General features: G+C 59.2%; 21 protein-coding genes and 1 tRNA gene. 8 read left to right on the top strand and 14 right to left on the bottom strand.

Annotated features, from left to right (window positions below; genetic code table 11):
• Positions 1–9: 9 nt before the first annotated feature.
• A complete protein-coding gene (gene metG, locus RGR602_RS09530; RefSeq protein WP_039846759.1) occupies positions 10–1,560 on the bottom strand; it encodes a methionine--tRNA ligase in 1,551 nt (516 codons plus the stop codon).
• A gap of 238 nt (positions 1,561–1,798) precedes the next feature.
• Here metG and RGR602_RS09535 point away from each other — a divergent pair, with 238 nt between their 5' ends.
• The gene (locus tag RGR602_RS09535) at positions 1,799–2,599 is read left to right on the top strand and encodes a sulfite exporter TauE/SafE family protein (RefSeq protein WP_039844893.1); all 801 of its coding nucleotides are present in this window, start codon (positions 1,799–1,801) and stop codon (positions 2,597–2,599) included.
• Here RGR602_RS09535 and RGR602_RS09540 read toward each other — a convergent pair whose 3' ends face one another.
• The 4 genes from RGR602_RS09540 to RGR602_RS09555 form a co-directional block, all read right to left on the bottom strand.
• Positions 2,600–3,625, bottom strand: coding sequence for a DNA polymerase III subunit delta' (locus RGR602_RS09540; RefSeq protein ID WP_039844894.1), 1,026 nt, complete (start codon positions 3,623–3,625; stop codon positions 2,600–2,602). It lies immediately after the preceding gene.
• Complete coding sequence (gene tmk / locus RGR602_RS09545; protein ID WP_039844895.1) at positions 3,618–4,301, bottom strand: dTMP kinase; 684 nt, start codon at positions 4,299–4,301, stop codon at positions 3,618–3,620. The genes RGR602_RS09540 and tmk overlap by 8 nt, the downstream gene beginning before the upstream one ends.
• Positions 4,302–4,436: 135 nt before the next feature.
• Positions 4,437–5,630 (bottom strand): D-alanyl-D-alanine carboxypeptidase family protein, encoded by a 1,194-nt coding sequence (locus RGR602_RS09550; protein WP_039844896.1) that lies wholly within the window; start codon positions 5,628–5,630, stop codon positions 4,437–4,439.
• A gap of 72 nt (positions 5,631–5,702) precedes the next feature.
• Entirely contained in the window at positions 5,703–6,782 is a 1,080-nt protein-coding gene (locus RGR602_RS09555) for a septal ring lytic transglycosylase RlpA family protein (RefSeq protein WP_039844897.1), read from the bottom strand.
• Positions 6,783–7,299: 517 nt separating this feature from the next.
• Here RGR602_RS09555 and RGR602_RS09560 point away from each other — a divergent pair.
• From RGR602_RS09560 to RGR602_RS09570, 3 genes are all read left to right on the top strand, one after another.
• Positions 7,300–7,788 carry a hypothetical protein gene (locus RGR602_RS09560; RefSeq protein WP_039844898.1) on the top strand — a complete coding sequence of 163 codons (489 nt, stop codon included), beginning with the start codon at positions 7,300–7,302 and terminating at the stop codon, positions 7,786–7,788.
• Positions 7,789–8,079: 291 nt separating this feature from the next.
• On the top strand, positions 8,080–9,267 hold the full coding sequence (locus RGR602_RS09565; RefSeq protein WP_039844899.1) for an XRE family transcriptional regulator: 1,188 nt from the start codon (positions 8,080–8,082) through the stop codon (positions 9,265–9,267).
• Positions 9,264–9,731, top strand: coding sequence for a PIN domain-containing protein (locus tag RGR602_RS09570; RefSeq protein WP_039844900.1), 468 nt, complete (start codon positions 9,264–9,266; stop codon positions 9,729–9,731). Before RGR602_RS09565 ends, RGR602_RS09570 begins: the two co-directional genes overlap by 4 nt.
• Positions 9,732–10,300: 569 nt before the next feature.
• On the opposite strand, the gene RGR602_RS09580 is transcribed toward RGR602_RS09570, so the two are convergent.
• Together RGR602_RS09580 and RGR602_RS09585 are read right to left on the bottom strand one after the other, a co-directional pair.
• Positions 10,301–10,750, bottom strand: coding sequence for a hypothetical protein (locus RGR602_RS09580; protein WP_039844902.1), 450 nt, complete (start codon positions 10,748–10,750; stop codon positions 10,301–10,303).
• 94 nt (positions 10,751–10,844) lie between these two features.
• Positions 10,845–11,108: a hypothetical protein gene (locus RGR602_RS09585; RefSeq protein ID WP_039844903.1), complete on the bottom strand. Its 264-nt coding sequence runs from the start codon at positions 11,106–11,108 to the stop codon at positions 10,845–10,847.
• Positions 11,109–11,318: 210 nt separating this feature from the next.
• Between RGR602_RS09585 and RGR602_RS09590 the strand changes: the two genes are divergently transcribed.
• Positions 11,319–11,531 (top strand): hypothetical protein, encoded by a 213-nt coding sequence (locus RGR602_RS09590; protein WP_039844904.1) that lies wholly within the window; start codon positions 11,319–11,321, stop codon positions 11,529–11,531.
• A 100-nt stretch (positions 11,532–11,631) separates the two neighbouring features.
• On the opposite strand, the gene RGR602_RS37045 is transcribed toward RGR602_RS09590, so the two are convergent.
• From RGR602_RS37045 to RGR602_RS09620, 7 genes are all read right to left on the bottom strand, one after another.
• Entirely contained in the window at positions 11,632–11,799 is a 168-nt protein-coding gene (locus tag RGR602_RS37045; protein WP_170251548.1) for a hypothetical protein, read from the bottom strand.
• On the bottom strand, positions 11,780–12,139 hold the full coding sequence (locus RGR602_RS09595; RefSeq protein ID WP_052451519.1) for a hypothetical protein: 360 nt from the start codon (positions 12,137–12,139) through the stop codon (positions 11,780–11,782). The genes RGR602_RS37045 and RGR602_RS09595 overlap by 20 nt, the downstream gene beginning before the upstream one ends.
• Positions 12,140–12,153: 14 nt before the next feature.
• Complete coding sequence (locus tag RGR602_RS09600; RefSeq protein WP_039844906.1) at positions 12,154–13,179, bottom strand: phage major capsid protein; 1,026 nt, start codon at positions 13,177–13,179, stop codon at positions 12,154–12,156.
• Between the two features lie 70 nt (positions 13,180–13,249).
• Positions 13,250–13,465 carry a hypothetical protein gene (locus tag RGR602_RS09605; RefSeq protein WP_039844907.1) on the bottom strand — a complete coding sequence of 72 codons (216 nt, stop codon included), beginning with the start codon at positions 13,463–13,465 and terminating at the stop codon, positions 13,250–13,252.
• On the bottom strand, positions 13,449–14,054 hold the full coding sequence (locus tag RGR602_RS09610) for a hypothetical protein (protein WP_039844908.1): 606 nt from the start codon (positions 14,052–14,054) through the stop codon (positions 13,449–13,451). The genes RGR602_RS09605 and RGR602_RS09610 overlap by 17 nt, the downstream gene beginning before the upstream one ends.
• The gene (locus RGR602_RS09615; protein WP_052451520.1) at positions 13,993–14,814 is read right to left on the bottom strand and encodes a helix-turn-helix domain-containing protein; all 822 of its coding nucleotides are present in this window, start codon (positions 14,812–14,814) and stop codon (positions 13,993–13,995) included. Before RGR602_RS09615 ends, RGR602_RS09610 begins: the two co-directional genes overlap by 62 nt.
• A 193-nt stretch (positions 14,815–15,007) precedes the next feature.
• Positions 15,008–15,202 carry a hypothetical protein gene (locus RGR602_RS09620; protein WP_039844909.1) on the bottom strand — a complete coding sequence of 65 codons (195 nt, stop codon included), beginning with the start codon at positions 15,200–15,202 and terminating at the stop codon, positions 15,008–15,010.
• 114 nt (positions 15,203–15,316) lie between these two features.
• On the opposite strand from RGR602_RS09620, the gene RGR602_RS09625 reads away from it, so the two are divergent.
• From RGR602_RS09625 to RGR602_RS09635, 3 genes are all read left to right on the top strand, one after another.
• Positions 15,317–15,805 (top strand): Arc family DNA-binding protein, encoded by a 489-nt coding sequence (locus tag RGR602_RS09625; RefSeq protein ID WP_039844910.1) that lies wholly within the window; start codon positions 15,317–15,319, stop codon positions 15,803–15,805.
• A complete protein-coding gene (locus RGR602_RS09630; protein ID WP_039844911.1) occupies positions 15,802–16,956 on the top strand; it encodes a tyrosine-type recombinase/integrase in 1,155 nt (384 codons plus the stop codon). Before RGR602_RS09625 ends, RGR602_RS09630 begins: the two co-directional genes overlap by 4 nt.
• A gap of 77 nt (positions 16,957–17,033) precedes the next feature.
• A tRNA-Ser gene (locus RGR602_RS09635) sits at positions 17,034–17,123 on the top strand.
• Positions 17,124–17,341: the final 218 nt, after the last annotated feature.

Here is a 17,341-nt window from a genome sequence, read left to right on the forward strand (position 1 = left end):
GGCATGCCCTCAGGTTTCCGGCGCCACATAGCGCGGGAAGACAGGCTTTGGTGCCTCCAGCGGCGTTCCGGGAACGAGGCGTCCGGCTTCACCCAATGCCGCGAAACCCCGCTCGTCGGCTGGTGCGGCAACGAGGTCGAGCAGCTTGCCCGCCGATTCCGGCATGAACGGCTGGAGCAGGATCGCGATCTGGCGGACGACTTCAGCGGTGACATAAAGCACGGTGCCCATCCGCGCCGGATCGGTCTTCTTCAGCGCCCATGGCTCCTGGCTCGCAAAATAACGGTCGGTTTCCGAAACGACCGCGATGATGGAGGCGAGCGCCCGGTGGATCATCTGCTTGTCCATGTCCTCGCGCGTCGACGCGAGCAGCGTATCGGCCTGAGCCAGCATCGCCTTGTCCTCGTCGGTCAACGGTCCGCATTCCGGTATCGTGCCGTCGCAATTCTTGACGATCATAGATAACGAACGGCTCGCGAGATTGCCGATGCCGTTCGCAAGATCGGAATTGATCCGCGTGCCGATCGCCTCTTCGCTGTAGCTGCCGTCCTGGCCGAAGGAAACTTCGCGCAGGAAGAAATACCGCACCTGATCGAGACCGAAATGGTTCACCAGATTGACGGGATCAACGACATTGCCGAGCGACTTCGACATCTTCTCGCCCTTGTTGAGCAGGAAGCCATGCGCAAAGACCCGCTTTGGCAGTGGCAGCCTGGCCGACATCAGGAAAGCGGGCCAATAGACCGCATGGAAGCGGATGATGTCCTTGCCGATGACATGAATGTCGGCCGGCCAGTACTTCGCTCTCGGGCCGTTCGGATCCTGGAGATAGCCGGTCGCTGTGATGTAGTTGGTCAGCGCGTCGACCCAGACATACATGACATGCGACGGATCGTTGGGCACCTTGATGCCCCAGTCGAAGGTCGTGCGCGAAATCGAAAGGTCCTTCAAGCCGGACTTGACGAAGGAAACCACTTCGTTGCGCCGTTCGGCTGGACCGATGAAATCGGGATTGTCTTCATAGTGCTTGAGGAGCTTGTCCTGGTATTCGGAAAGCCTGAAGAAGTAGCTTTCCTCTTCTACCCATTCGACGGGCGTGCCCTGCGGCCCGTAGCGCACGCCGTCGGCGCGGAGCTCCGTCTCGTTCTCCTGGTAGTAGGCCTCGTCGCGCACAGAATACCAGCCGGCGTAGGAATCTTTGTAGATATCGCTGTTTTCCGCCATAAGCTTCCAGATGTAGCTGGAGGCTTCGTGGTGGCGGGGTTCCGTGGTGCGGATGAAATCGTCGTTCGAGGCATTCAGCAGCTGGGCCATCGCCTCGAACTCGCCAGAGTTGCGGTCGGCAAGCTCCTGGGCGGTAATACCCTCCGCGCGTGCCGTCTGCTGCATCTTCTGGCCGTGCTCGTCGGTGCCCGTCAGAAAGAAGACATCACGACCATCAAGACGCTGGAAGCGCGCCATGGCGTCCGTCGCGATCAGCTCGTAGGCATGGCCGATATGCGGCTTGCCGTTCGGGTAGGAAATCGCGGTGGTAATGTAGAAGGGCGTCTTGTCTGTCATGGCGGCCATCGTGTCCGGCTTACTCTCTCGAAATATCAGCCGCTCTTAGCGCATGTCATGAAGAAGAGAAACACTAAGTTTCGAAAGCGCTTGTGATTTGGCGGTTTGCCGAAGCGCTGAGCTTGACTCGCTTTCTGCCACATTCTAGGCCTTGCGAAACCGAAGAACGGGGCGCAACCGAAGTGAGATTTCCAGCAGCGGGCAAAAGCCGTTTCTCTGTTTGTCAGAGGTCCGTCGCTTGACGTTTCTCGAAAATTTCCAACCTCTCTATTCACTTTCCGGCTTTTTCGTCGGCGCGCTTGTCGGCATCACCGGCGTTGGCGGCGGCTCGCTGATGACGCCGCTGCTTGTCCTGTTATTCGGCGTCCATCCGGCAACCGCGGTCGGAACAGACCTCCTCTATGCCGCCGTCACCAAGACGGCGGGCACTGCGGTCCATGGCATGCATGGCCGGATCAATTGGCGAGTTGTCGGTGCGCTCGGGGCGGGCAGTGTTCCGGCAGCGCTCCTCATGCTCTGGTTGATGGCGGGCGTCGATCGCAAGAGCGTTGAGGTTGCCGATACGATTACCGCAGCGCTTGGCTGGCTGCTCGTCATGACGGCCGTTATGCTTGTCTTCCGCGCGCAGATTCTCGGCTTTGCTCGCCGGGTCACTGGCGAGCGCGCCCTGCCCCGTCCGGCGACGATTGCCGTTCTCACCGTCATCCTCGGGCTGGCTCTCGGCATCCTTGTTACACTGACATCGGTCGGTGCCGGTGCACTCGGGGTAACGATCCTGCTTGTGCTTTATCCGCGGCTGGATGTCCGCGAAATCGTCGGCTCCGATATCGTCCACGCGGTGCCGCTAACGCTCATCGGCGGCATGGGCTACTGGATCATCGGCGAGATCGACTGGCTCCTGCTTTTGGCACTGTTGGTGGGCTCGATTCCGGGCATCATCGCCGGCAGCCTCCTGGCGCCGAAGTTGCATGAACGCACAATTCGCATCGTGCTTGCGCTCACGCTCGCGATCGTTGCCTGGAAACTGCTTGCCGGCTGATCAGAGGCCAGGCTGCTGGATGTCACTGAGAATGCTGAGGATGGTCTGCTTGCGGTCGAGGTTGTAAGCGTCGGAAACGGCAAGCCGCTCGTTGATATCGGATTGCAGGCGTGCCAGCCGTTCGGCGGCGGAAAGCTCGCCGGCTTGCGCTGCATGCCGGGCCCGGTGCATCAGGTCGTCGCCGACGTGGCTCACGAAGAACTCGAATATCGTGTCACTATCCTTGCCGGACAAGGCATCCGCCAAACGATGCATCGCCTTTCGAGCCGTCGGGCCTTGCGCCGACAGGACCTCGTTGTATGCCGCGATGATCTCGCCGCCGCCGTAGTTCAGGAGCTTCAACGCCTCCCCGACGCTGCCTTTCGCGATCGATATCATCGAGGGATCGCTACCGGTTACGCCGAGATTGGCGAGTGCCGCGCCCAAGGCGCCATTATCCAGCGGCGAAAGCTTAAGCGGCAGGCACCGTGAACGGATCGTCGGCAGAAGCTTTCCCGGCGCATGCGACAGCACGAGGAAAAGCGCGCGTTTGGGCGGCTCCTCCAGAATTTTCAGGATGGCGTTGGCTGCATTGCGGTTCATGTCGTCTGCCGGATCGATGATGACGATGCGCCAGTTTCCTGTTCCGGAGGTCTGCGAGAAGAAGCGTCCGGCGCGCCGCACCTCGTCTACCGTGATCGCCGACTTTACCTTGCCTGTCTTCTCGTCGACGGGACGCGAAAGATAGAGAAGATTATGCGACGCCCCTGCAGCGATCTGGCGGCTGACGGACGAGGCCGCATCAGGATCGGCGATCGTTGCGGGCGCCGTTGCCGGATCGGGATTCGACAGAACGTAGTTTGCAAAGCGAAAAGCGAGGGTTGCCTTCCCGATCCCCTCCGGTCCCTCGATCAGGACCGCGTGATGGCCCTTGCCGGAGCGATAGGATTGGGAAAGAAAAGCCTGGGCTTGGTCATGCCCGAAGAGTTTCGTGTTTTCGGCCGGCCAGATGGCGCCGTCCAGAAGCCCCGGCCTCTCGTCACTCATGCGCGGCCTCCGGCAGCTTGGCGACGGCAACAGGCCCAAGAAGCTGATTGACGATCGCAAGAATTTCCGCGGCAATCGGCTCTTCGTCCTGCGTCGCGTTGACGACGTGGCAGCGCTCCGGTTCGCGCGCGGCTATGTCGAGATAGGCTTCGCGGCGCTTTTCGTGCGTTTCAAGTTCTTCCTTTTCGAAACGGTCCGGTCGGTCCGCCGTCGCCGCACCGCGCGTCTTTGCTCGCTCCAGACCAAGCCTTGCCGGAATGTCGAGGATCAGCGTGCAATCTGGTAAGACGCCGTTGACGGCGATCCGCTGCAGCGTCTCGATGAAGTCCGCCTCGAGATTGCCCGTCACGCCTTGATAAACGCGCGAAGAATCCATGAACCGGTCGCACAGCACGATCTTGCCCTGGAGAAGCGCCGGGCGAATGACCGCTTCGACGTGATCGTTACGGGCTGCGGCGAAGAGAATGGCTTCCATGCGCGTGCCGAAGGCTTCCGCGCTACCCGACAGCAGCACGTGGCGCACGGCTTCCGCACCAGGCGACCCGCCGGGTTCCCGCGTCAGCAGAACCTCATGGCCGCGCGCCCTCAGCGCTTCCGCCAGCCGGCGGATCTGCGTGGATTTACCAGCCCCTTCCCCGCCTTCAAACGTAACGAACAATCCCGTACCGGATGACAATGACACATTCCCGTAAACTTCTGCGCCCGCGCCACCGGGCTTTCTTCCTATCTATCCGAAGACGGGGCCAAGCGAAACCTTCAGGCTGGGCGCCATCGGGTCCTTCCCCGGCAATTTAGGCAATGAATATGGCGATCAGGTGGGCTCGGCCTTGTCCCAGAGCCACGAGAAGAACAGCGATTCGCCGAGTTCCAGAAGCGCGTCGACCGCCCGGCTCGTCAGCGAACCCTGCTCGACGCCATGGGCGGTGTAAAGTGGCACCTCGCGCAACACGCGGCCGCCCGCCGATATGACCAGCGTGCCCGCTTCGGCATCGGCCGCGACGGGCGCCATCAACGGCCAGCGGTAAACGATCCGCGCCGAGAGCCTGTCAGGATTGCTTACCGGAATGTAGACGCTGACAGCCCCCCTCGCGACGAGGTCCACTTTCCCGGCCTGGCCGCCATAGACGCTGGCCGCGCCGACGATTTCCTCGTCAGCGAAAAGCTGCCGGTCCTCGAAGGCCGTCTGCCCCCATTCCAGGATGCGCTTTGCCTCCTCGGTCCGTTCTTTGTCGGAAGCAGTGCCGCCGAGCGCCAGGAAGAGCCGCTTTCCATCTCGCTCCGCCGAGGCGACGATCGAATAGCCCTCGCCCTCTGCAAAGCCGGTCGCCAGTCCGTCCGCGCCAAGTCCAAGGCCGAGCAAAGGGTTGCGGTTACGCTGGAAAATCCTGTTCCACTCGAAATCGGGGTGCGCGAAATAATGATAATATTCGGGATAGGATTGCTGCAGATCGATCGCAAGCGTCACCAAGTCACGCGCCGATACCTTGCTCTTGCCGTCCGGCAGGCCGGTCGAGTTTCCGAAGACCGTTTTCGCCATGCCGAGCACCTCCGCCCGCCGCGTCATTGCGGCAGCGAAATTGCCCTCCGAGCCGCTCATGCCCTCCGCAAGGATGATGCATCCGTCGTTGGCACCCTGGATGGCGACGCCCTTGATCAAGTCTTCGACACGGATGCGGGATTTCAGCACGGCAAACATCGTTGCCGTCCGCGACGGAGCACCTCCCGTCCGCCAGGCATATTCGGAAACCGGATATTCGGTGTCGAGCGTGATCTCGCCCTTCTTCAACGAGCCGAAGACCAGATCCATCGTCATCAGCTTTGCGAGCGAGGCGGGTGAAAAACTCTGCTCCTCGTTCTTCGCAAGCAGCACCGTTCCGGTGGATGCCTCGATCATGTAGGCCTGTGCGGCCTTGGTTACAAAGCCGGCGGGCGCGGTTTCGGCAGCGTAGGATGGCGAAGCGAAGGGCAGAAGGCACGCGCAAAGACGAAGCAGATGCTTCAACATCGAGGCTCCATAGGATCGAAGGTTCGGCTCCGGACGTTAGAGGCAGCGCGCGCTGCGCGCAATCGCTTCCAATCAGGGCGCGATCTGTTTTGCCTGCTGGCGCTTGAGGGAGGCGAGGATCGAATCCTGTGTCAGCCCGTCATTACGGACCATGACGGCGTCGAGAGCAAGCTCTACGGTCACCGTCTTCACGTCCTCGTCCTGGTAGCCCATCGCGAGCGAACCGCCCTGCCCGTAACCATATGGACGCTCATAGGGAACAGGTCCGATTTCCGGAAGCACGACCATCTGCTCGATAGACTGTCCTGAATTTCGGAGAGCTGGTGTCGCCACCGGTGCCGCATTGTAGCGAGCGCTCGGCGTCGAGCCGCCATAGGCCGTCGCGGACATCGGCACCGGCACGCGCGATTGATCCACGGTCAAAGTCCCAAGGCTCTGCAGCTGATCGCCGGTGATCCGCTTGCTGTTCGACGCCACCATCACCCCGGTTGCGATCTGACCTCCCGGATTGACCCCCGGAATCCGGCTTCCCTTCGGCACGTAGGAGGCCATCAGGTAAGGCATATCGTGCCCGTCCATGCGCGCCTTGCCGACATACTGCACGCGTACCTTGCCGGTGCCGCTGTGCTGCAGGTCGAGCATGTCCGCCGTCTTGTTGGAAAGATCGATGATGCGGCCTTCGTGATAAGGGCCGCGGTCGTTGACGCGCACGACCACCGACGAGCCGTTTTCTAGATTTGTGACACGTGCGTAGCTCGGTAGAGGGAAAGTCGGATGCGCCGCGGAAAGATGCATCTGGTCGTAGACTTCGCCGTTTGCCGTCAACCGGCCGTGAAATGCGGAGCCATACCACGAGGCTACGCCCACCTTGTTATAGGCGAAGTCCTCCTTGGGATAATACCACCTGCCCTTGACCTCATAAGGGTTGCCGACGATGTAGCGCCCGCCCCCCTTTGGTATGTTGGCGCCACTGGCAACGCGCGGGCTGGCTTTGACGCCGTATTCTTTTTCGGAGAAATATTCTTTGCCGTGAGCGCGCTTCTTTGGCGCCTGCGAAGTCGTACCGCAAGCCGTGACGGTGGCGCACATCAACGCCAACGCCAGCCACCGCGTACCCGTTGCGAAAGAGGTCGCCCCGTATTCCAGTCTCATATGTCCCACGCCGCCCAAGATAGTATGGTTAAGAACCTGCCCGACAACCGGCCAGTCATGCCTACTCCCACTCACCTAACGAGACTTTAACTCGGCGGCCATCACCGCAAATATGCGAATGATTTCGTGGTGATAGAAACAATTTTAATGATCATGGTTTACAAATCCCTAACGGCGCATCGCGCAATCGTCATCCAGCCGGGTCTTCCGGCGCCAGATTTTTGCGCCCGACCCTTGCATTGGCCATATCCTTTGCGCCATAAGGCGCGCAAGGAAGAGTGTCCGAGTGGTTTAAGGAACCGGTCTTGAAATCCGGTTACCGCCATCCTCTCCTGTGTGGAGCCGTGCTATCCCGTCCTTATTTTTCAGTTATTTAACGTCACTGATCTCCTGTTTCGTCCACTCCAGTTTCTCCTCGTGCTACCGAGTTCGGTAGCAAAATGGTAGCAGTCTGTTCTCGTAACGTTCCCCCACAGCTCCCTTCCCGTTTCCCCGAGGATCTGGCATTCTTGCGGCCATGCCTGCGCCAAAGCTCCGCCCAACCCTCGTAGAGAATCCCTATTTCTCCCGCGCCCATCCGGCGGATTCGGCAAACCCGCGAACGATCCCGGCCATTGTGAACATCCGCGAAAGCGCGATCACGACATTGGCCTCGCGCGGTGTGCTCGATGCCGCCCAGGTTGCGGCCGCTGATCGTTTCCGGGCGCTGTTTGAGGCTATGGGTGGCAAGGGTGCGTCGGCTATCGATTACGGCCGGGAGCATGTCGACGGCGGCAAGGCGCGCGATCCGATCACGGAACGGCAGGTTAACGCGGGCAAGGAACTGGCCCGATGCCGGGCATTGCTCGGCGTCCGCATGTATCGGTTGGTCTCGGCGGTCTGCGGCGAAGGCTTTGCGCTGACCGAACTCCTGGCGAGTAAACGGGAGAGGCTAACGGGCGCTGACATGCTTCGCATGGGGCTGGACGACCTCGCCGGCCTGTGGGGCATCGCGACCCGGCGATAAAGCCACGCTTTGCCTCCTGGGGCGCGCCGCCAGCCCGTTTTCTGGGTTGGCCGGGGAAAAGATACCGCCGGAAGGAAATGAGCGCCCTGTGGCCCGGGAGGTGGACGCAAGCGATCACAGCACCTCCCACCCGTCGCAAACATCCAACGAATCGTCCATTGATAATTGCAAAGACCATCCATACAGCCACCGGCAAGGCTCGACTGCCATCGTCAAACAAAAGGAAGAGGCAGCTTGGCCTTCGAAGGGGTCCAAGGTAGGGTTCAATGCTGAGAGTAGAAGAAAGTCAGCATGGCTAAGGCGGTATCATTGCCCGGCATTCAACCGGCGCTCCTAAAATGGGCGCGGGAATCGGCGCACCTTTCTACTGAAGAAGTTGCCGGGCGTCTCAAGAAGGCGGTCGAAGAGATCGACGCTTGGGAGTCTGGGGCAGATGCGCCGTCGTACGCGCAGCTTGAGAAGCTTGCCTATGAACTTTACAAGCGACCATTAGCGATTTTCTTCCTGCCGTCACCGCCCAAAGAACCTAGGCCAGAGGCTGAGTTCCGCGCTCTGCCGGATACCGACCTACGCAATCTGCGCCGCGACACTGTGTTGCTAATCCGACGCGCACACGCGTACCAGGCGTCTCTTGTCGAGCTATTTGGTGGGCGCTCGCCTGCAGTCGAACCCTTATGGAAGCGTGTGGACTTGGACGCATCGAAGCCCAGCGCGCAGCAAGCCGCCGCGGTGCGCGCCTTGCTTGGTGTTCCCGCGCCTGGCGCCCGTGACTGGGGTGCACCAGACGGCGAGGAGGCGCTGAAGGTTTGGCGAAAAGCGATCGAGGGTGGAGGCGTTTTCGTATTCAAAGATACCTTCAAGCAGAAGGAGATATCGGGCTTCTGCTTAGAACATCCTGAATTGCCCGTAATGATGATCAATAACAGCACCACAAAAACGCGACAAATTTTCAGTTTGCTGCACGAGTTGGCCCATATCCTAATGAGCCGGCGCGCGATAAGCACTTTCGATGAAGCGCCCTTAAATCGGTTATCACCTGCAGAGCAGAAGATAGAGCGCTTCTGCAATCAGATCGCTGCCGATATACTGGTTCCTGCTCAAGATTTCGCTGCGCAGGTGGCCGCTCTCCCGCAAAATGTGGAAGGTCTTCCGTCAGATATTTTTGCTGCCCTTGCTGCGCGCTATCGCGTAAGCCGCGAGGTTATTCTGCGGCGGTTTCGCGATGCAGATCGCGTCAGTCAAGGCTTCTATGAGAAGCGCAAGCGCGAGTGGGACGGCCAAAAGGTCGACAAGGGAGGCACTGGCGGGGACTTCTATAACACCAAAGGTGCCTATCTGAGCGAACGGCTTATGAGCGAGGTGTTTGCTCGCTATGGCCGACGCCAGATCAGCGTAGACGAAGCCGCCGACTTTATCGGTGTGAAGCCCAAGCAGGTCGACGAGTTGGAAGGCCGGTTCCTGCGCGGCATGGCTGCATGATTTATATTGTGGACACGAGCAGCTTTCGCGAGCTTGAGCGATACTACAGTGAGGTATTTCCAACTTTCTGGAAGCTGTTCCAGGCAGAGGTGGATGGCGGTGTCGTTGTGTCCGTCCGCGAGGTATTACGCGAACTTGAGGCGTGCCCCGAGACAAATGTAATAGCGTGGGCCAAGAATAATTCGAAAATATTCAATCCTCCCACACCAGCCGAGGCGGAATTCGTCGGGCAAATTTTCGCAGTTCCTCATTTCCAACAGTTGATTTCTTCCAAAGCGCAAATGACTGGTCAGCCGGTTGCAGATCCTTTTCTAATTGCCGCCGCTAAGGCCTGCAGCGGCACCGTGGTAACCCAGGAACGTTTAAAACCAAACTCCGCAAAGATCCCAAATGTTTGCGAACATTTTGGAATTGCTTGTACGACTTTCGAGGGTTTCCTGAAAGCCAAAGGCTGGAGTTTCTGAAATTGCGCGACGGTGCGAATTTCGGCCAGCCGAACCGCACTTGGCCGTATGGTCCCGTTTTGTCCGCCTGCGGGCACCGTGAGAGCGTTTTCCGGGCTTGCCGAGGGAAGATGCCGGCAGGAGGAAATGGCAGCTGTGGCCCGTGCTCGGGGCGAGCGGGGGGCTCAACAAAATAACGCTACAGCCAGGAGTTCGGAATTGGATTGATGACTGTATATCTCTACGCGGCTTTATTTCTCGTCTGGTTCGCATTCAGCCTGTACGTAGGATGGATGAATGCTTCACACGTAGTGGCTGCGAAGAAGTATGGCATCAAGAGTGCCGGAACCTACTTCCGATGGATCGATGTAAATGACCCTGCGTGCCCGGAATGGCTCAGGCGACGTGTAAAAGAACTCAACCGTATATCAATCATCGTGCATTCGCTGTGCGCGATTTTGTTGACAATCTTAATATTGTTCGCGCCGATAAACTACGCTCTCAAGGGGATTTGAAATGTCCTCTACGCCGTCATATTACAAAGTCCAGCCGTGTTTGCCCGTCATTCAGGATCAATGAAGAACGGCGATTTATACCTTGCCCTTTTTCGCCAGCACATCGGCGGCATCGAATGCACCTTTGGCACCGGCCTCGCTGGCATGAAACATCACGACCGTGACGCCGATTTGGGCGGTTGGTGCATACATGGGAGTGCTGAACGACGAGCCGCTGTAGCTTCCATAAGCTGTGTTGCCGTAGACCGAGGCTTGCCCGAAGCCGCTCGTATTAGTGTTCATACCCACAAAACGCGAACCCTGTGCGGTTTGAGCCTGTTCAAGCCTGAAATGGGTATATCCACGCTTAAGGGTAGCCTCTGCGGCCTTCTTCATCGTGATTGCCCCTGCTGCGCTGGTGAAAATCAACCCGCTTGCGTTCGTATCGAGCCGCACCACGTTCGGAGCGAGAGGCATTTCACTCGTGGTCGCACAACTAACCAACGCCACAGACAGTAGCGCGCTTGCAATAAGATTCAGTTTCATGATTTCCCCCAGCAAAATGCGGATGCATTAAAGCGCATCGGGACTATAGATTGCAATCACGCGAACTGCACTTATCAGCAGATCATATCGCCAATCAGTGCGGCGGCGGAGGCGCGAACTTCGTCCAGCCGAATCTGCATTGCAGAGCGAAAATAATCGCCTTCAGCGCCGTTCCGTCCTTCCCGCTAGCGATGTGCAGCAGGTGACTGGCAAGTCGCGTCTCGACAATAGCGGCTCCGCGCTGCAATTCGCCGCGATAGTGCTTGCGTAGCGTAGGCGTCGTGACAGCGATCACGGCAGCGATCTCGCTTTGCGGTACGCCAGAGCGGGCCATCGCTTCGACGAAGCGCCGCGCCATTGCGGAGGGCTCATGCGCCGGTCGGCCTTTTGATCGTGTTGATTTTCTCATCACAGTGGAAAAATAATCGCTTTTCGGCCAGAGGCCCAGACTACAGGGCATTTTCCTCTCGGCCGCTTCGCCCGCTGGAAAGTTGTAATCCGATATCGCTATTCGACTTCAAGGGGGGCCGTCTTTATCATTCGGACTCTCAATGGAGGGGGGTTTGAGATGAAGGGTTCAACAAAGGCTTTGCTTCTGTCAGCTGCGAGCAGTGGCGTCGTTACGGGCGGTCTGTACGGGTTCGGCCTTAACGCCGGGTTTTCTCTGACCATCTGGGCCATTGCCACCCTGTCCATCTACCCAAAGGCATTGCAGGACATGGCAAATGAGAAAATCCTTGATCATGATTGGCCGACGAAGGACGGCGCAGATAAGCGTTAGAGCCGCTGTTTTTCCTGGGCAAAAAAATTCCGCGCGTGAGGGCCGCGCGGGTCCCCAGTGGGATCGGCATCTTCGCTTCGACCGCCCCCCCTGGTCCGTGTCACTGCAGCCGCGTCGACGGTGCGTCAGGCTCGTTGAAGAAACGCACGAGGGCCGAGACGATTATCTCTTGCTCCGTCGCACTAGGAACACGCCGGAAGGCGCGGACAAAGGCGATGACGGCACGCTCGCACGTGGCTGCGATCTCTTCACGGCTGAACGTCGTCATGCTGCCTTCCTTCCGCTTTCACGCGCTTTGTCGGCTTGCTCTTCTGCGACAACTGCCAGAATGCCGCGTTACTGCCGGGTGCGATGCCCTCCGGGGTATCCGCGAGCGCCGTCCACATTGCGCCAGCACTTGTCACCACCATGCCCTTCCGATACGGGAGAGCGCGTTGCCACGTTCCGGCATATTTGATGCCACCGCTTTCCAATGCCTCTATACGCGCCCGGAGGCTCAGGATCGTGGCGGTTAAGGCGTCGACCACATCGAACAGTTCGCCGGCCTTGACTGGTCTCTCAAGTGTCTGGCGACCAAACTTTCGCTCCATCTCTTCCTTGACAGTCATGCTGTGATCTCCAATCAAGCCCACGCGATGCCGGTCACCTGAGCGACAGCATTTTCACGCACCACCTGGGCGTCGAAATCGAGCAAGGCGCGGATCGCGACGCTGTTTGCTTGAAACATCGATACGAGGCCAGGTGCCGGCGTTCCGGTGGTAGCGTCCTGCACAAGTGCGCTGTCGAGCATTTCGATTGTGGCCTGATCCGATGCATCAACTTGGATAGTGCCGGTTTCACCAGCAATGCGGGTTGCGTCGATCAGCGCCATAGTACCGTCGATCATCTGATCGGATGGCATGGCTGGGATGCCAAGGATTTCGCCGCCCGTTGGCGTCAGGTTAGGGAATTGGAAGGCACCCGAGGCGTTGGTGATCGTCGCTCCGGCCCGCTGGACGTCTGGGGCCGTAACGAACATCAGGGACGATTCCGAGGTGGGCTGAACAGCATCGAGCAGCTGCTTGACGTCTGCGACCGCATCGGCGGCCGTCGGACCCACAGAGGGGAATGTCGGCGTGCCAGCGCCGATTGCCGTGCTCAGGAAGCGCAGATCGACAGCGGCAGCCAGAGCGCGGCGTAGAGCCAGCGTTAAGTTACGTTCGCTTTGTGTGCCGCGTAGCAGCTCTTCGGTGACGACGAGAAGTGCTGCGGCCTTCTGCGGCGTGAGGAGAAGCTGATCGAGCGTGGCGTTGGTTACAGGGATGGGCTTGCCTTCACCGACGGTCCAGCTTGTCGCGTCGGTTGCCACGAGCGAAATCCGCGACCTGAAGGGAACCCGAACCATGCTGTCGAGTAGCCGGAGGAAGACTGAACTGTTCCGCATCGTCTGGAGGAAGGCGCCGACGATCACATTCATGTCGAGCATGTCGGGCGTGTTGCCGGTCGTCATGGCGCTGACGGCCTTCCGAACGCGGCTGCTGCCTAACTGTTCGGCGAGATCGTAAGTGTCGCCACGGCCGAGAGCGGCGAGGCCCTTGATGCGGGCGATCTGGGCAATGCCCGCAGATTCGATTGGCGAGGACGTTGGAACGGCTACGGCGGTGCGCATCGGCAAAGCTCCTGTTGACCACCGCGAGTGTGGCAGATTTCGCGAACCGATGACGTGACGCGTCGCGCGCCTACGTTAGGTGGATGTCCATGGCGACGAGCGACGAGACCAACTGTTCAAGGGCGAGTCGGACCTGCTCGGGGTCGTCCGCCGCGCTGAGGCTCAGGTGACCGGATCCAACAAGCATGTCGACGACGGCGGCCTCATCGGCCTCGATGCGGAAGACGGCGCGCCCGGACGCTCGCCGCCGCCTCCACCGCCGGGATCGTTCACGGCTTGGGCTCATGGGGCCGCCTCCGTTCCGAGGCCGAAGAAAGGTTCTTTGTGACGGCCTCTTTCGCCTTCAGCGCCCGTCGCAAGGCATCGGTGATTTCAATCTGCTCTTCCGAATAATCCGGGATCTGCCTCGGCGGCTTCGGCGGCGCTTTCGCTCTTGTCGACTCCGGATGGTTCACCTCCCGCCACGCGCGATATTGGCGATGAAGTTCACGGATACGCGCCCGAGCCGCCTCATCCAGCCGTGGCGATCCCTCTATTTCGCGCGGCCATGCGTAGCGTTTTGCCTCCGCTCGCGCCCGTCGCTCGCGCTCTAAGAACGGCTCCATCACGTGGTCAATCTGGCCGCGCAATTCCGACGGCGACGGCATGAAGCCGTGGCCCAGGGCATTTTGATTGATCCGGCGTTCCGCCTCGAACAGCGCATATTGGCTAACTTTTTCCATCGCCTGCATATAGGCGGGCTTCACGAGCCGGAAATCGCTCGGCGCGCGGCACGGGTAAGTCGCGAGCAGCCGGGTGAGCACAGTTAATTTTTCACTGTCGGACGCCGGGCGGTAGATATCCGGCTGGATCGTCGGCAGGTTCGACGCCGTCATCGGAAAGTCCTCCTTGATGTTCTCTCACGAACGCTTGGCGGGCATCTTCGTAAGCTTGGTCGGCAATGTGGGGTGGGCGGCCTTGCTGGCGATCCGGCCCGTTGGGGCGGCTCGCGAAATCCGGCACGCGGCGAATCCAGTTGCGCCACGCGGCATTCCAGTCGCGCATTGGCTTTCCGTTGCCGCGGTAGTGGTCGAGAAAGAGGGCAGCCTGTCGCTGGGCCTCAGCCTGTTCCATGCCAGCGGCATGAGCGACTCGCAAATCCGGTTTGAAATCCTCAGGAAGGGGGTGGGCTCGCGGAGCGCGTTTCGTGCTCTCTCGATTCAACGTGTTCCTTCCAACGTGTTCATCTATAGAGGCGCCGGAAGCTGTCTTCCGGAAGTCCTGCGCCAAATTTCCTGTGGTCGTATCGTTCACCGGATTTGTGGTGCCGGTGGTCGCATCGATTACCGGAACTCTAGTGCCGGTGGTCGCGTCCCGAAAACGATAAAAATTCGATTTGCCCCGGCCCTTTGGGAGCGCCCGTTCTTCGATTTCGAGCCAATCGCAAGCGCGGAGATTGGCGAGCGCGTTCCGGACCGTGCGATCCGTCACATCAACATCGGCGGCGATTGTTTCTTGCCTCGGAAAGCAATTGCCGCTTTCCGCGTCCATGTAGGAAAACAGGCGATAAGCCACCCGGAAATCGGTCGCCGTCAGGCGGTGGTCAGCCGACATGCGGTCGAGCAAGTCCAGCTTCCAAGCGGCGAAGGCTTTCATGGCGACCCCCCGCCGCTGCGGGCGATCAGCGTCGCAAACGCCTCGTGGGCTGTGTGGTTTGCTTCAGCGGTCATTGTAAGCGGTTTCCCTCTGGAAGCCGCCGCGAGCTTGCACGTGAGACTAGATGGGACTATTTTTGGCACTTCCGATGCCTGCAAGTCCTGTCCGAGCCGCCGCGTTCTTCGCGGCGGTTTCATTTTTTTGGAAGCAGCAGCGTCGAGCGTAGCCATTCGGTCGGGACACGCTTCAGGCGACCGAACTGCAGGACCAAAATTTCGCCTCTTCCCGCCGCCTGGTAACTCGCGTTGCGCGACAACCCAAGTGCCTTGCCGGCGTTGGGAATTGAGGTAGTCGGGTGCCTCAGGATTTCTTCAAGCCACTCAGCCATTCCTGTCCTCCTATGCGTTACCTGTTACGCATAAAGCAAACTAGATGAGACGTGCCTTGACGTCAAGGGATCTGCGTAATATGTTACGCACCAGACAGAATGGGATGTGAAGGGATGACAAAGAAGCCAACCGAAGCGGTAAAGCGCCATCCGCTCAATGTGCGCACGACGAAGGAAATGCGGGAGCGGATCGAGGCGGCAGCCGCCGCAAGCGGGCGATCGATGGTGCAGGAAGTAGAGTTCCGTCTAGAGCGCTCGTTTGACCTGGAAAAGGTAATCGAGGACGCCATGGGCGGCCCGCAGATGCGCCAGAAGGTCACTCTGATGATCGCGGCCTTTGGTCACAACGGCGGCATGATGGCGCACGCGCTCGGCCATCCCGAATGGACTGCCACCGAGTGGATGCGGGAACCGCAATGCTATCGCGCGGCTGTCTTCGGCGTCTTTGAAGCGCTCCTCGTCGCGCAGCCAAAAGCGGGATGGGAAAAGGATGAGGTGTATCTCGCAATCGAATCCCTGAAAGGCCGCGTGGCCAGCCATCTTGCGAACGCTGGCCTACTCAAGTTTGAAAACGAGGACGAAGAGAAGGAACCGACCACATGAAAGGTCATATCCGCGAAAGGTCGCCTGGAAAGTGGGCCATCGTAATCGATCTCCCTGATCCTGAGACAGGGAAGCGGCGGCGAAAATGGCACAGCGTTCACGGGACGAAGCGCCAAGCCGAGACCGAATGCGCACGCCTGATAGCCGAACTGGACGGCGGAAACTATATCGAACCCGCCAAGACAACTGTGCGAGAGTATTTTGTCGAATGGCTTAAGCTTGAGAAAGCGAACGTTTCGCCTAAGACACATCAGCGCTACGAAGAACTGCTTTTGAAGAACGTGGCGCCCGTCCTCGGCTCGATCACGCTGAACAAGCTCACCGCGGCGAAGATTGATGCCGCCTGGGGCCAATTGCTTGAGAGCGGCAGACGTGACGGAAAGGGAGGCTTGTCACCTCGCACCGTCCATCACTGCCGGCGGGTAATGCTCACGGCGATGGACCAAGCGATGAAGTGGGATCTGCTGAAGAAGAACCCTGTCGCATTGACGAGGCCGCCGAAGGTCGAACGCCAGAAGATGGAGGCCTACACAGCGCCGCAGACGGCCGTCATGCTCGATGACCTGCGCAAAAGCCGAGTATTTGTGCCGGCGCTCCTGGCGGCGCTCTGTGGGCTCAGGAGAGGTGAAATCCTTGCGCTGCGCTGGCGAGATGTCGATTTGGCGAATGCCGTCCTTGCGGTCAGGGAGAGCGCTGAGCAGGTTGGAACGGAAGTCAGGTACAAAGAGACCAAATCAGGCAAGGCGCGCACTGTTGCGCTGTCGTCGACCGTTTTGGAGGAATTGAAGCGTCACCGGCTCGCCCAGGCGGAAGAGCAGCTAAAGCTCGGTATGCGACCGAGGGATGATTCGTTCGTGGTGGCACAGGTCGACGGCAAGCCCCTGAAGCCCGTTTCGCTGACCCACGAATGGACGAGGCTGCTTGCGAAAACCTCCCTGCCCCGCATTCGCTTTCATGATCTCCGGCACTCGCATGCGACGCAGCTTCTTGCGGCCGGCGTTCATCCGAAGATCGCCAGTGAAAGGCTGGGCCATTCGACGGTTGGCATCACCCTTGATCTTTATTCGCATGTCATGCCGGGAATGCAGGCAAATGCTGCAGAGCAAGTTGACGCCGCAATCAAAGCTGCTAAAAAGCCAGCCGTCGAGTGATTGGGTAGCAAACCGGTAGCAACGGCCGGTTTCGGGAATTCAACAGAATGTAGAATTCTAAACCTTTTCAAATAGATGGAAGAGTGTCCGAGTGGTTTAAGGAACCGGTCTTGAAAACCGGCGTGCGGGAAACCGTACCGTGGGTTCGAATCCCACCTCTTCCGCCATATCTCCAGTAACTCATTGGTTTTTCAGGTTAATTGGACTAAATTATTATTGTTATAGCAGATTTTATAATTCATCCCGAAAGTTCGAAATATGCGGCCCCGCGTTGATAGAGCGAACCGTCGGTATTCCAGCCACGTCGAAAGAGATCAATCTGCTTTCACAAATCTATGCGTTCAAGTTCATGTTTGTAGCAGGCCTGGATGTCGCTTTAATGGGG

Origin of the sequence: Rhizobium gallicum bv. gallicum R602sp, assembly GCF_000816845.1 — a bacterium.
In the GTDB taxonomy this organism is placed as follows: domain Bacteria; phylum Pseudomonadota; class Alphaproteobacteria; order Rhizobiales; family Rhizobiaceae; genus Rhizobium; species Rhizobium gallicum.